This is a genomic window from Olsenella sp. Marseille-P4559 (assembly GCF_900605015.1).
Taxonomy (GTDB): Bacteria; Actinomycetota; Coriobacteriia; order Coriobacteriales; family Atopobiaceae; genus Tractidigestivibacter.
Map to the genome: position 1 here is coordinate 337,165 of NZ_LR027574.1, position 14,313 is coordinate 351,477.

Annotated in this window: 9 protein-coding genes; 8 read left to right on the plus strand and 1 reads right to left on the minus strand. The window is 62.8% G+C overall.

Features of this window, described 5'->3' with window-relative positions:
• Nucleotides 1-17 precede the first annotated feature (17 nt).
• From E0E00_RS07720 to E0E00_RS07755, 8 genes are all read left to right on the plus strand, one after another.
• On the plus strand, nt 18-1,913 hold the full coding sequence (locus tag E0E00_RS07720; RefSeq protein ID WP_130811956.1) for a fructose-1,6-bisphosphatase: 1,896 nt from the start codon (nt 18-20) through the stop codon (nt 1,911-1,913).
• 149 nt (nt 1,914-2,062) lie between these two features.
• Nucleotides 2,063-3,964: an ATP-dependent zinc metalloprotease FtsH gene (ftsH, locus tag E0E00_RS07725; protein ID WP_130811957.1), complete on the plus strand. Its 1,902-nt coding sequence runs from the start codon at nt 2,063-2,065 to the stop codon at nt 3,962-3,964.
• A gap of 441 nt (nt 3,965-4,405) precedes the next feature.
• The gene (gene ileS, locus E0E00_RS07730; protein ID WP_130811958.1) at nt 4,406-7,219 is read left to right on the plus strand and encodes an isoleucine--tRNA ligase; all 2,814 of its coding nucleotides are present in this window, start codon (nt 4,406-4,408) and stop codon (nt 7,217-7,219) included.
• Nucleotides 7,220-7,267: 48 nt separating this feature from the next.
• Nucleotides 7,268-7,837 (plus strand): signal peptidase II, encoded by a 570-nt coding sequence (lspA, locus tag E0E00_RS07735; protein ID WP_130811959.1) that lies wholly within the window; start codon nt 7,268-7,270, stop codon nt 7,835-7,837.
• Entirely contained in the window at nt 7,830-8,846 is a 1,017-nt protein-coding gene (locus E0E00_RS07740; RefSeq protein WP_130811960.1) for an RluA family pseudouridine synthase, read from the plus strand. Before lspA ends, E0E00_RS07740 begins: the two co-directional genes overlap by 8 nt.
• 68 nt (nt 8,847-8,914) lie before the next feature.
• The gene (locus tag E0E00_RS07745) at nt 8,915-10,219 is read left to right on the plus strand and encodes a glycosyltransferase family 2 protein (RefSeq protein WP_130811961.1); all 1,305 of its coding nucleotides are present in this window, start codon (nt 8,915-8,917) and stop codon (nt 10,217-10,219) included.
• Between the two features lie 180 nt (nt 10,220-10,399).
• Nucleotides 10,400-11,917 (plus strand): IMP dehydrogenase, encoded by a 1,518-nt coding sequence (locus tag E0E00_RS07750; RefSeq protein ID WP_130811962.1) that lies wholly within the window; start codon nt 10,400-10,402, stop codon nt 11,915-11,917.
• 45 nt (nt 11,918-11,962) lie between these two features.
• Nucleotides 11,963-13,060: a 5-bromo-4-chloroindolyl phosphate hydrolysis family protein gene (locus tag E0E00_RS07755; protein ID WP_130811963.1), complete on the plus strand. Its 1,098-nt coding sequence runs from the start codon at nt 11,963-11,965 to the stop codon at nt 13,058-13,060.
• A 44-nt stretch (nt 13,061-13,104) separates the two neighbouring features.
• Here E0E00_RS07755 and E0E00_RS07760 read toward each other — a convergent pair whose 3' ends face one another.
• Entirely contained in the window at nt 13,105-14,274 is a 1,170-nt protein-coding gene (locus E0E00_RS07760; protein WP_130811964.1) for a toxic anion resistance protein, read from the minus strand.
• Between the last annotated feature and the right edge of the window lie 39 nt (nt 14,275-14,313).

Below are 14,313 nucleotides of genomic sequence, written 5' to 3' on the forward strand. Positions count from 1 at the left end.
CACAGGGAGCAAACCACATGCAGGAAACAGACGCCGCACAGCTCAAGTACCTGGAGCTTCTATCCGAGAAGTTCCCCACCACCCAAGCCGCGTTTACCGAGATCATCAACCTAGAGGCCATCCTCAACCTGCCCAAGGGCACAGAGCACTTCGTCTCGGACGTCCATGGCGAGTACGAGGCGTTCGAGCACATCCTCAACAACTGCTCCGGTGTCATCCGCGAGCGCGTGGAGGGGGTCTTCAACCTCGAGCTCACGGCAAGCGAGCAGGCAGACCTCTGTACGCTTGTCTACTACCCGTCCGAGAAGCTCCGTCGCCTGCGCGAGGAGGGGGTGGCCACCAGCGAGTGGTACGCCATCACGCTCATGCGCCTCGTCCGTCTCGCCAGGCGCCTTTCCGGCTCCTACACCCGATCCAAGGTGCGCAAGGCGATGCCTGTGGCCTACGCCTACATCATCGACGAGCTCCTGCACATCTCGCCAGACGAGCGCGAGGCACGCCTTGCCTACCACCAGCGCATTATCGATACGATCATCGACACCGGCTCGGCGGACGACTTCATCTGCTCGCTCGCGGCGCTCATCAAGCGGCTGGCCGTTGACCACATGCACCTGGTGGGCGACATCTTCGATCGCGGTCCCCACGCCGACAAGATCTGCGACCGCCTCATGGGATATCACTCGATTGACGTCGAGTGGGGCAACCACGACATCGTGTGGATGGGCGCCGCCTCCGGTTCGGCTGCGTGCCTGGCGGCCGTGATTCGCAACAACATCCACTACGAGAGCCTCTCGATTCTCGAGAGCGCCTACGGTGTGAGCCTGCGCGAGCTCGCGCTCTTCTCCGAGGCGACTTACACGCAAGACGACGGCATGACGCCTATGGAGAAGGCCATCTCGGTCATCCTGTTCAAGCTTGAGGGACAGGTCATCATGCGCCATCCCAACTGGCACATGGAGGGCAGGCTCCTGCTCGAGCACGTAGACGCCGCCCGGGGTGTCCTTGAGCTTGGCGGCAACGAATACGAGATGCGTACGCGCGACTTCCCCACGCTCGACCCCGCGCACCCCTACGAGCTATCCAAAGACGAGAAGCGCGTGATGGACGGCCTCATGGATGCCGTTCGCTCCTCGGACAAGCTCCGTGCCCACATTGGCTTCCTGTACGATCATGGCGCTGCCTATCTGGTGCGCAACGGCAACGCAATCTTCCATGCGTGCGTGCCCATGAACGAGGACGGCACCTTCCGCGCCGTGCGTCACCAGGACAGATTCCTTGCCGGCCGCGCGTACTACGACTATGCCGACCGCCTTGCGCGCCAGGCGTGGCATGAGCATGACCAGGTCTCTCTCGACTGGATGTGGTACCTCTGGTGCGGGCGCTACTCGCCGCTTTCGGGGCGCGTGGTGAAGACCTTCGAGCGCACCTACCTCACCGACCGTGCCGCCTGGGAAGAGCCGAGAGACCCGTACTTCAGACTCACCGAGCGTCCAGAGGTCGCGCGGCGCATCCTCTCGGAGTTTGGGGCAGACCCGGTGCACGGCCACATCATCAACGGCCACACTCCCGTGCATGTCTCGGAAGGGGAGAGCCCCGTCAAGGCGGGAGGTCTTCTCGTTGTGATAGACGGTGGCTTCTGTCAGGCCTACCACAAGACCACGGGCATTGCGGGCTACACCCTCATCTCGGACCCCAGGGGCATGCGCATCAAGGCCCACCGTCCCTTTGGGACCATCGCTGACGTGCTCGACCTCAACGCCGACATCATGAGTGACGACGACCGCTTCGAGATACACCCTCGGCCCAAGACCATTGGTGACACCGATACGGGCACCCAGATTCGCGGGCAGGTGGCAGACCTGAGGGCGCTGCTCGAGGCGTATCGCACGGGCCTTCTGTCCGAGAGGGGATAGCCGGGGTTGACTGTAGCCCTCGTCCGGCGCGTCCCCTGCGCGCCGCGTGCGGCACTTGTGAATGGTTGTTGCGCGAACACGATCGAAGCACGGCAAATGGGTACGCTAAAGCCAGGTTCTTGCACGGCACCGGACGAAAGGGTCCACAGATGGACATGGATGACAACAAGAGACGCAGGTCGATGCTGGTCTACGTGCTCATCGCGATTGTGGTGTACCTCGCGGTGAGCCAGACGCTCTACCCCAACCTGGTAAGCTCCCGAGTGACCGAGACCAGCTACTCTCAGTTCCTCGAGGATGTCGACAACAAGAAGGTTGTCGCCGCCGAGATTGACACGAGCAACTCCACGATCAAGTACACCGAAGGCACGGGCGACTCGCAGAAGGTCTACAGCACAACCGCCTGGCCCAACGACGACAGCCTTGCAACCACGCTCAAGGAGCATGGCGTTGACATGACGGCGTCGATTCCCGATACCTCCGGTGACCTGTGGCTCTACATGTTCATCGCCTATGGGCTGCCGCTCGTCGGACTGCTCCTGCTCGGCTGGTGGGCAAACCGCCAGATGAAAAAGCAGATGGGCGATGATGGCCCATCGATGAACTTTGGCGGCGGCTTTGGCATGGGCGGCGGCCTTGGGCGCTCCAACGCCAAGGAGGTCAAAGGCGAAGACACCGGTGTCACATTCAAAGACGTCGCAGGCCAGGACGAGGCCAAGGAGTCGCTTCAGGAGATCGTCCACTTCCTCAAGAACCCCGGCAAGTACAACGAGATTGGTGCCAAGTGCCCCCGCGGCGCGCTGCTCGTGGGCCCTCCGGGCACGGGCAAGACGCTGCTTGCCAAGGCCGTTGCAGGTGAGGCGGGCGTGCCCTTCTTCCAGATCTCCGGCTCCGAGTTTGTCGAGATGTTCGTTGGCCGCGGTGCCGCCAAGGTGCGTGACCTCTTCAAGCAGGCCAAGGAGAAGGCCCCCTGCATCGTCTTCATCGACGAGATCGACGCCGTGGGCAAGAAGCGCGACATGTCAATAAACTCCAACGACGAGCGCGAGCAGACGCTCAACCAGCTCCTCTCCGAGATGGACGGCTTCGACAACCACAAGGGCATCGTTGTCCTCGCCGCAACCAACCGCCCCGAGACGCTTGACCTGGCATTGCTCCGTCCCGGCCGCTTTGACCGCCGCATTCCCGTTGAGTTGCCCGACCTTGCCGGCCGCGAGGCCATCCTCAAGATCCATGCCAACGACGTCAAGATGGATCGTGACATCGACCTCAGCGTGATTGCCCGCTCGACGCCTGGCGCCTCCGGTGCAGACCTTGCCAACATCATCAACGAGGCCGCCCTTCGCGCCGTCCGCTACGGCCGCAGCCGCGTCTCGCAGGGGGACCTCGAGGAGTCCGTCGACGTGGTTATCGCCGGCGAGAAGAAGAAGTCCACGGTTCTCTCCGAGCACGAGAAGGAAGTCGTGGCCTACCACGAGACCGGCCACGCCATTGTCGCGGCCATGCAGAGCGGCTCTGCCCCCGTGCAGAAGATCACGATCGTGCCGCGCACCTCGGGCGCCCTGGGCTTTACCATGCAGGTGGAGGAGGACCAGCACTTCCTCACCACGCGCAAGGAGGCCAAGGACAAGATCGCGGTGCTCTGCGGCGGCCGTGCGGCAGAGGAGCTCATCTTTGGCGAGATGACCACAGGCGCCTCGAACGACATCGAGAAGGCAACGCAGATCGCGCGCGCCATGGTGACCCAGTACGGCATGTCCGACAAGTTTGGCATGGTGGCCCTGGGCCAACAGCGCAACCGCTACCTTGGCGGCGGCCAGGAGCTCACGTGCTCCGAGGGTACTGCCCAGGAGATTGACACCGAGGTCCAGACGCTCGTCGAGGAGGGCCACGCACAGGCCATAGAGACCCTCAAGGCCAACCGCTTCAAGCTCCACGAGATTGCCCACTACCTCCAGAAGAAGGAGACCATTACGGGCGAGGAGTTCATGAAGATGCTCAAGCGCGACGACGGCTTTGCCCCGCAGTTCTCCGCCCAGAGCGCGCAGTAGCGGCGCAGCGTCGGACCCGGCGCCCCGGTTCGGGGGTGTCATGAAACATCAGGTGCCGCGCGGGCCCATGTGTCCGCGCGGCACGCCGCTCTTTCCGGGTGAAATCCGTCAGCGACGCGACGAGTCCGGCGAACGTGCTATCATGCAGCCCCGAAGGCTGTGAAGGGGACAGGTAGCCTCGGTGTGCGTCATGAGGAGCGAGCGGGGATGGTGGGAGCCCGCCTTGGCGTCCGTCGCAAGATCACCCCGGAGCCGCGGCCCCAAAGCGGGAGGTTTTCTCGCCCGCAAGTAGGCGTCGACGGAGTGGCCGCCGTGACAGGCCAGCCGAGTTTGGCGGAATGTTCGCTCGCTGGGTGGTCATAAGCGAAGTGTGAAGTGAGCGCTTCGTCCCAGCAGGAGGGACGGGCGCTCTTTTGTGCCCGCGAGATGGAGGTTTTCCAGGTGGCAAATGAGTACAAGAAGACGATGAACCTCCCCAGGACGGGGTTCCCGATGAGGGCATCGCTCGCTCAAAACGAGCCCAAGCGTCTCGCCCAGTGGGACGAGGACAAGCTCTACGAGCAGCTCCTCAAGAAGAACGAGGGGCACGAGAAGTTCGTCCTCCACGATGGTCCCCCGTACGCCAACGGCCCCATCCACCTGGGCCACGCTCAGAACAAGATCAGCAAGGACATCATCAACCGCTACTGGTCCATGCGCGGCTTCCAGACCCCGTACGTGCCCGGCTGGGACTGCCACGGCCAGCCCATCGAGCACAAGGTCGAGGAGATGCTGGGTACCGAGAAGTTCAACCAGCTTCCCACTGTCAAGATCCGCGAGCTTTGCCGCAAGATGGCGGTCGAGCAGGTCGACACGCAGCGCCAGGGCTTCAAGCGCCTGGGCGTTCTCGGCGAGTGGGATAACCCCTACCTCACCTATGTCCACGACTACGATGCCACCGACGTCGAGATCTTCAAGGCCATCTTCGACAAGGGCGCCATCTATCGTGGCCGCAAGCCCGTCCATTGGTGCACCCACTGCCACACGGCACTCGCCGAGGCCGAGATCGAGTACGGCGACGAGGTCTCTCCCGCAATCTTCGTGCGCTTCCAGATGACGACCGTTCCCGAGGGGCTCGAGGCCTATGGGGGCAACCTCTGGGTGGACATCTGGACTACGACCCCGTGGACGCTGCCTGCAGACGATTGCGTCATCCTGCACCCCGAGGCCGATTACGTTGCCGTTGTGGTGGACGGCCGCGCCGAGATCATGGCACAGGCGCTTGTCGAGAAGGATTGCGAGAAGTTTGGCTACGAGTCCTTTGAGCTTGCCAAGCGCGCCGACGGCTCTGTGTGGAGCATGACCGGCATCGAGCTTTACCGCAATAGGTACAAGCAGCCCATCTTTGGCGATCGGGGTGTCGAGGGCGAGTTCATCTACGCCGACTACGTCACGCTTGATGACGGCACCGGCATCGTTCACTCCGCCCCCGGACACGGCGTCGACGACTACAACGCCGGCATGAAGTTTGGCATCCCCGTCGTCATGCCCGTTGACGACGATGGCAACTTCTACAAGGGCGATGACATGGGGACTGGCGGCCCGTGGTCCGGCATGAACGTGAACGACGCCAACCCCAAGATCATCGAGTGGCTGGACGAGCGAGGCGAACTCATCCTCCACGAGGACATCTCCCACAGCTACCCGCACTGCTGGCGCTGCAAGGAGCCAGTCATCTTCCGTGCCACGAGCCAGTGGTTTGTCTCGATGGACAAGACGGGCCTTCGCAAGGATGCCCTTCGCGAGCTCGAGAAGGTCAAGTTCTATCCCGCGCATTCCCGCAACCGCATCACCTCGATGGTCGAGGGGCGCCCAGACTGGTGCATCTCGCGCCAGCGCAACTGGGGTGTGCCAATTCCTGCCTACACCTGCCAGGACTGCGGCGAGACGGTTATGAACGACGCCACGCTTGACAAGGTCATCGAACTCTTCCGCGAGAGGGGCTCCGACGCCTGGTTTGCCGAGGACCCCGCGAGCTACCTGGGCGCCGCCTGCGTCTGCCCCAAGTGCGGCAGCCACAACCTCAAGGCCAATTCCGACATTCTCGACGTGTGGTGGGACTCCGGTGTCTCCCACACCGCCGTGTGCAAGCACCGTGGCTACCTCAAGTTCCCTGCCGACATGTACCTCGAGGGTTCCGACCAGCACCGTGGCTGGTTCATGAGCTCGCTCATGACCTCGGTGGGTGCCTACGACACGGCTCCCTACGAATCGATTGTCTCGCAGGGCTTCACGCTTGACGGCCAGGGCCGCAAGATGTCCAAGTCGCTCGGCAACGTGATTGACCCCAACAAGGAGTGCGACACCCGCGGTGCCGACGTCTTGCGCCTGTGGGTCGCCTCCGTTGACACCTCGACCGACGTCCCCTGCGACAATGCGATCCTTGACCACGTGGGCGATGCGTACCGTAAGATTCGCAACACCTTCCGCTTCCTCCTCGGTGAGATCGAGGACCAGTTTGACCCCGCTACCCAGGGCGTGCCCCTGGACCAGCTTGCGCCGTATGACCGCATCACGCTTGCGCACATGTGCGAGGTCCACGACACCGTGGCGCGTGCCTACGAGGGCTACCGCTTCAACGTGGTCTTCCGCACGCTCTACGACTATGTGACCGAGCTCTCGAATGGTTACCTCAACGCGACCAAGGACCGCGTCTACTGCGGTGCCACCGACTCGCCCGAGCGCCGTTCCGCGCAGACCACGTGGGCACACATCCTCTCGATGCTGGTCCACGACCTCCAGCCCATCCTCGTCTACACCACCGACGAGGTCATGCCCCACCTGCCCGCATCCATGCGCGACAGCCAGGGGCATGCGGCACTTCTCGACTGGTACGAGGCCCCCATGGCTCCTGCGGAGTACGAACCGCTGCTCAAGGCCCACGAGGCCTTGACCGAGGTGAGGGGTGCCTTCACGAAGGCCTACGAGGAGGCGGCTTCCGAGGGCGTCATACCCGAGAAGACCTCCCAGGCCGCTCGCGCGGCGCTCACTATGCCCGTCGATGCCCTGGAGGTGGTCCGCGCCACGGGCATCGACCTCGCAGAGCCCCTCGTGTGCTCTTCGGTCACAGCCGAGGCGGCAGACGAGTTCTCCGCGACCGTCACCCACGCCGAGGGAGAGCGTTGCCCCAGGTGCTGGAACTGGCGCGAGCTCGGCGAGGACGGTCTCTGCGACCGCTGTCATGATGCTGTTGAGAAGGCGGGCGAGCAGGACTAGCATCACTTGTACGGAACGTATTGGGGACGGCACGCGTAGGGGGACTTTGTGACGGTTGACGCAATGCATAAGGTACGGTCGTGGCGAGGGGCGAGGCTCGTCGTGTTCTGGGTCGTCTGCGTGCTTGCCGTTCTCGTCGACCAGGTCACCAAAGCCGCTGCGCGCGCGTCCCTCGTTCCCGGACAGCCCCAGACCTTCATTCCGGGCATCCTTGACCTCGCGTTTGTGAAGAATGCGGGCGCGGCGTTCTCTATAGGGGAGGGTGCCGGCCCCGTGTTCATCATCTTTGCGGCGGTTGTGCTGGCGTTTGGCATTTGGCTCGTGTGGTCCCATGACGCGCTGCCCATGTCGCTTGTGGTGTCTGTCGCCTGCGTTTGTGGCGGTGGCGTTGGCAATATGATCGACCGTATGATCTTTGGCTACGTCACCGACTTCTTTGCCACTACCTTTATGGCCTTTCCCGTCTTCAATGTGGCGGACATCTTCGTTACCATGGGCATTGCGGTCTCAGTGGTTCTCTACGTCGTGATGGTTGACGCTCCCGAGAGCGCTGCCGAGAGTGCCGCGCATGCCGACGAGTCCGCACCTTCCAGCGCTGGGGATAGCCAGGATGCCTGATCGCCTCATCGGCCTGCTCGTGGGGCCTGAAGGGGATGGCGTTCGCATCGACGCGTTCCTCTCCGCACAAGACGGCCTGCCGTCGAGAAGTGCCTGCGCTCGTCTCGTCGAGGAGGGCCGCGTGACGCTCAACGCCACGGCCGTATCGTCCAAAAGCGAGCGGCTCTGCCTGGGTGACCGTCTGCAGGTGACGCTGCCCGAGGCAGAACCCGTCATGGGGGGCCTCGCTCCCAACCCCTACATCCCCCTGGACATTCGCTTTGAGGACCAGTATCTCATGGTCCTCTCGAAGCAGGCTGGCCTCGTGTGCCACCCAAGCCCGGGGCACGTGGACGATACGCTGGCAAACGCCCTTGTCGCCCATTGCGGTCACGCGCACCTGGGGCGTCTTCAGGGCGATGACCGTCCCGGCATTGTGCACCGACTGGACATGGACACCTCTGGGCTCATGGTGGCCGCCAAGGACGACGATACCCAGAAGGCCCTGCAGGACCTCATCCGCCTGCGCGTGCTTGACAGGCGCTACGTGACCCTTGTACAGGGCTACGTAGCGCCTGACCAGGGCACCATCGGGAGTGGCATCGCGCGTTCGACGAGGGACCGCCTGCGCATGATGGTCACGGATGACCCCAATGCGCGTGAGGCCATCACCACCTTTACGACGCTCGAGCGCTTCGAGGCTGGTCGCAGAGACGATGGCTACACGCTTTTGGAGTGCCACCTCTACACGGGCAGAACGCACCAGATTCGCGTCCACATGCGCCACATAGGCCATTGCGTGGTGGGAGACCCGCTCTACGGCCGCGGTGACCTGCGTCAGAACCTAGGCCTTACCAGGCAGTTCCTCCATTCGTGGCATATCCGCTTTGACCACCCCGTTACAGGAGAGACCATTGAGCTTGCCAACGAGCTGCCGGAGGACCTGCGCTCTGTACTAGAATCACTGAAGGATACCTCCATGGGCAGGACCGAGGCCGGGGAGCGCATCTGCCCACAGCTCGGCGTATGACGCTATGACGCGTTTTGTCCCGCACGTACGTCACCTGGCGCACGTGAAGATGTGAGAGAGAGCTTGATATGGAGTTCAACAGGATCGGACTCACGCCCATCGTGATTTTCAACTTGGTCGTGTGGCTCTTCTTCACGCTGGCGTACTTTTACCAGTTCGTCTATCTCATCCGCGTGGCCGCACGCGGCACGGTCAAGCTGCCTCCCGCCAAGAAGCTGCACCGGTATGCCTATTTCATCTCGGCACACAACGAGGAGCCGGTCATTGGCAACCTCGTACGCTCGATTCTTGCCCAGGACTACCCCCGTGAGCTTATGGACGTCTTCGTGGTGTGCGACGCCTGCACCGACAACACCCACGAGGAGGCCGAGCGCGCCGGTGCCATTGTATGGGATCGAAACGACCTTGCTCGCCGAGGTAAGAGCTGGGCCATGGACTATGGCTTTGATCGCATCCTCGACGAGCATGGCGACAAGTACGAGGCCTTCTTCGTGTTTGACGCCGACAATCTTGTCTCACCCAACTACACCCGCATCATGAATGACGCGTTCGACGCGGGATACCTTGTGTGCACAAGCTACCGCAACTCGAAGAACTTCGACTCAAGCTGGGTCTCTGCCGCCAATGCGCTGTGGTTTATGCGCGAGGGCAAGTTCTTGAACAACGCCCGCACGATGGTAGGCACGAGCTGTGCCATCTCGGGTTCGGGCTGGCTTGTCTCGGGCAAGATTATCAAGGGCATGCATGGGTGGGACTTCCACACCCTGACCGAGGACATCCAGTTCTCCACGTTCTGCTGTGCGAACAACATCCAGATCGGCTATGCCCCGGCTGAGTTCTTTGACGAGCAGCCAGTCACGTTCAAGGCCAGCTGGGTGCAGCGCCTGCGGTGGACAAAGGGCTTCTACCAGGTCTTTTTCTCGTACTGCAACGACCTTTTCCACGGGATTCGCCACGGCCGCTTTGCCTCGTACGACATGCTCATGACCATCGCACCGGGCATGATCTTGACGCTGCTCTCGGCCTTTGTGAACGCGACCTACCTTATCGTTGGCGGCCTGAGCCACGGTTTTATCGCCACGGAGGCGGAGCTCTCCATGTGCGCGGGATCGCTGGTTATGACGTTCCTCTCGATGTACGTTGTGTTCTTCCTGCTCGCCGTCATCACGACCATCTCGGAGCGCAAGCATATCCACTGCCACAAGAGCAGGCGCTGGATCATCTTCACGAACCTGTTCACGTTCCCGCTGTTCATGATGACCTACATCCCCATGACCGTGGTGGCGCTCTTCAAGAAGGTGGAGTGGATTCCCACCAAGCACGACATCGCCGTGAACGTCGAAGACGTGCTGGGGGAGGACCCTGCGACGTAGCGGCCGGGGCGCGCGGGCGCGGATGGCAGCGCGGCGGGTGGCCCTCCGCGCACGTGGTCCAACCTGTGGCGCGTTGTCGCAGGTCGGCAGCCGGGGCCAAAGAGCTCCCCGCTGGATGCTACAATGGCCCGCAATGGTGGCTACTAGTACCGCAGTGGCGGAGAGTAGGAGCGCGCACGTATGGCAACGTTCTTCGAAGGGGAATCGCACACCTTCTCTGAGTATCTGCTTGTCCCTGGCTATTCCTCAGCGGAGAACATCCCCGCGAACGTCTCGCTGCGCACGCCCCTCGTGCGCCACAAGCGCGGCGAGGAGTCGGCCCTGAGCCTCAACATCCCTATGGTCTCGGCCATTATGCAGGCGGTCTCTGGTCCCAAGCTCGCCGTCGCGCTTGCGCAGGAAGGTGGTCTCTCCTTCATCTACGGCTCCCAGAGCGCAGAGGATGAGGCAGCCATGGTCCGGGAGGTGAAGTCCTACAAGGCAGGCTTTGTGGTCTCGGATTCCACGCTCACGCCCGACATGACGCTTGCACAGGTCATGGACATGAAGGAGCGCACCGGCCACTCCACCATGCCCGTCACCGATGACGGCACCTCCCACGGCCACCTCGTGGGCATCGTGACCTCGCGCGACTATCGTCCCTCCCGCGATGACCGCGCCAAGCTCGTCTCCGAGTTCATGACCCCGCGCGAGAAGATGGTCGTTGCCGAGGACGGCACCTCCCTCAAGACCGCCAACGACATCATCTGGGACAACAAGCTCAACCAGCTGCCCATCGTCGATGCGGACAACCGCTTGGTCTCGCTTGTCTTCCGCAAAGACTACGACTCCCACAAGTCCCGTCCGGACGAGCTTCTCGACCAGAGCAAGCGCTACCTCGTGGGCGCCGGCATCAACACGCGCGACTACGCCGAGCGCGTCCCCAAGCTGGTCGAGGCTGGTGCGGACGTGCTGTGCATCGACTCCTCCGAGGGCTTCGCGGAATGGCAGAAGCGCACGCTCGCATGGGTGCGCGAGAACTACGGCGACTCCGTTCGCGTGGGCGCAGGCAACGTGGTTGACGCCGAGGGCTTCCGCTTCCTTGCCGACTGTGGTGCCGACTTCGTGAAGGTGGGCATCGGTGGCGGCTCCATCTGCATCACCCGCGAGCAGAAGGGCATCGGCCGTGGCCAGGCCTCCGCACTCATCGACGTGTGCCGTGCGCGCGACGAGTACTTCGAGGAGACCGGCATCTACGTGCCTGTGTGCTCCGACGGCGGCATCGTCTACGACTACCACATGACGCTTGCCCTTGCCATGGGCGCCGACTTCCTCATGCTCGGTCGCTACTTCGCTCGCTTCGACGAGAGCCCCACGCGCCGCGTCAACGTGAACGGCTCCTACATGAAGGAGTACTGGGGCGAGGGCTCCGCGCGCGCTCGCAACTGGCAGCGCTATGACCTGGGCGGCAACAAGAGGGGCCTCTCCTTTGTCGAGGGTGTGGACTCCTACGTTCCCTACGCCGGCCCACTCAAGGATAACGTCGACAACTCGCTGCTCAAGGTGCGCTCCACGATGTGCAACTGTGGCGCCCTCGACCTGGAGGAGTTCCGCGACAAGGCCAAGCTCACGCTCGTTTCGGCCACGTCGCTTGTCGAGGGCGGCGCGCATGACGTGCTCCTCAAGGATTCTAGCCAGCAGGTGAACTTTCGCTCGTAGAGATGAGGCAAGGGGACTGTCCCTTTGCCTCTTAAGGGGGTCAGAGTGGGTGAGCAGGATTTTGATGATGTGCGTCGCGCCGGTGTCGATGCCGCGCGTCAGGTGGGCGAGGCCCTCTCTCAAATCGACTTGTCTGGCGTCTCTCGATCGATCGAGAAGGTCATGTGCGACGTGGGGCAGCAGCTCAGCGCCTTTGGGCGCGACCAGAGTTCGCCCTACGTCATCAGTGACTCGCAGGTCGTGAGCCGTGGTCGCTGGCGCATGTGGGCCGGCTTTGCCCTGCTCGTCTTCTTGGCGCTCCCCCTTGTGATAGTCGGGCTGGGGATATTCCTTTTTAGTCCTGTTTCGGGCTTCGTGACCATGGGGCTTGGCATTGCTGCCACGATTTTTGGCGCGCGTCTGGTGGGGCAGGGCTCTCACGAGAAGAGCTTTGCGCAGGTGCTTCGCCGCGTTGACCAGGTCCTGGGGGCGCGACAGAGCATCCCCGTGCTGGAGCTTGCCAACGAGACGAGCATCGCGGTGCCCCGGCTCTCCGATACCCTCGACGAGGCGATCTCACGGGGCCTCATCCCCGAAGGCCACCTAGGCATGCACGATGGCAAGAAGGTGCTCTACCTCACCGAGGACGCGTGGGGCGCTGCTCAGGGCGTGAGACGCTACGTACAGCCCGCATCGGCATCCCAGGCGGGACCTGATGGCGCAGGCGAGAATTCCCCCGGCCTTTCCGAGGAGGCCCGCGAGGTTCTTTCCGCCGTCGAGCAGAGCATCGAGAAGATTCGCGACTCTGCGTCACGTGTCCGTGAGGCCGAGGTCCGCGCCACGCTTGAGCGCATCGCCTCGAAGAGCGAGGGCATCTGCGCATACGTCCTGCGCCATTCGGAGGTGGCATCACAGTTTAGGAAGGCTGCGACCTATTACCTCCCCACAACGGCAAAGCTCGCGGATTCCTACGCAGAGCTGGAGGGTCACGCTACTGGCCCGGAGGCGGTCAAGACCCTCTCCGAGCTGCGGTCATCGTTCACGCAGATAGATGACGCGCTCGCAAGGCTCTCTGACGAGCTCGTGTTCGATCAGTCCATCGATGTCCACAGCGACATCGAAGTCCTGCGTACGGTTCTCAAGCAAGACGGGCTGTCTGAGTAAAAGCCGCGCGGCTGGCCCACTCACAGCCAGCCGTGCGTGTGCACCTACTCCTTTGAAGCCTCAAGCAGCTTGCTCTTGAGCTCTCCCTCGATCTGGGCAAGCTCGGTCTCGGCCTGGCGGCGCTTCTCACGCCCCTCGGTCTGTATGCGCTTGACCTCGTCAAGTGTCGAGATGAGCTGCTCGTTGGTGTGCTTGAGCGTCTCGATGTCCACCACGCCACGCTCTGCCTCACGCGCGGCGTCGACCGTGGCCACCTTGAGCTTGTCGGCGTTCTTCTTGAGAAGCTCGTTTGTCATATCGGCGACCTCGCGCTGGGCGCGCGCCGCCTGCGAGGCGTGCTCGATGCCCAGCGCGATGACCATCTGGTTCTTCCAGAGCGGGATGGTGTTGACTACCGTCGACTGAATCTTCTCAGCCATCACGGCGTCAGAGTTCTGGACCAAGCGGATCTGCGGGGCAGTCTGGAGCGCCACCTGACGGGTGAGCTCAAGGTCGTAGATGCGCTTCTCGAAGCGATCGCACTTCTGGGCCAGGTCGCGTGCCGCCTGGGCGTCTTCGGCAAGGCCGGTCTGGGCTGCCTTGGCCTGGAGCTGGGCAAGCTCGCCGGAGCGAACCTGCTCGAGCCTCTCCTTGCCGGCGATGACATACATCGTGAGCTCCTTGAAGTAGGACTCGTTCAACGCGTAGAGCTGGTCGAGCATTGCGATGTCTTTGAGGAGCGTGCGCTGGTGGCCCTCGAGCGTGTCAGAGATCTCGTGGACGTTCTTCTCGACCTCGGTGTAGCGCGTGCGGAGCGCCACGAGGCTGTTCTTTGCCTTGTGGAAGATCGAGAGCGGGCCGGACTTCTCCTTCCCCTCGGGGTCGAAGTCCTTGAGCGTCACGATGAGCGAGCTGATGTCGTTGCCAATCTCGCCGAGGTCGCTGTTGCGCACGCCGTCGAGGGCACGTTCGGAGAACTCCGAGACCTTGCGCTGGGAGCCCACGCCGTAGGCAAGGACGCCGGCGGCGTTGGTTATATCAATCTTCTCGACAAACGCCTCGGCCTTGGCGCGTTCTTCGGGCGTGAGGACAGAGGCGAGGTCTGTAGCGGGCGCGGGCGTCTCGATTGCCGAGGGAGTGGGCTCTGTCGCACGCGGCGCGGGGTCGCCAAACTCAAGTTCGAGCTCGGGGACGTTGAGATTGGGGTCGTTTAGGGGGCTGGTCTGGTCCGCCATGGTTCCTCCGTGGGTTGTGACTGGCTAAGATGGTTGCAA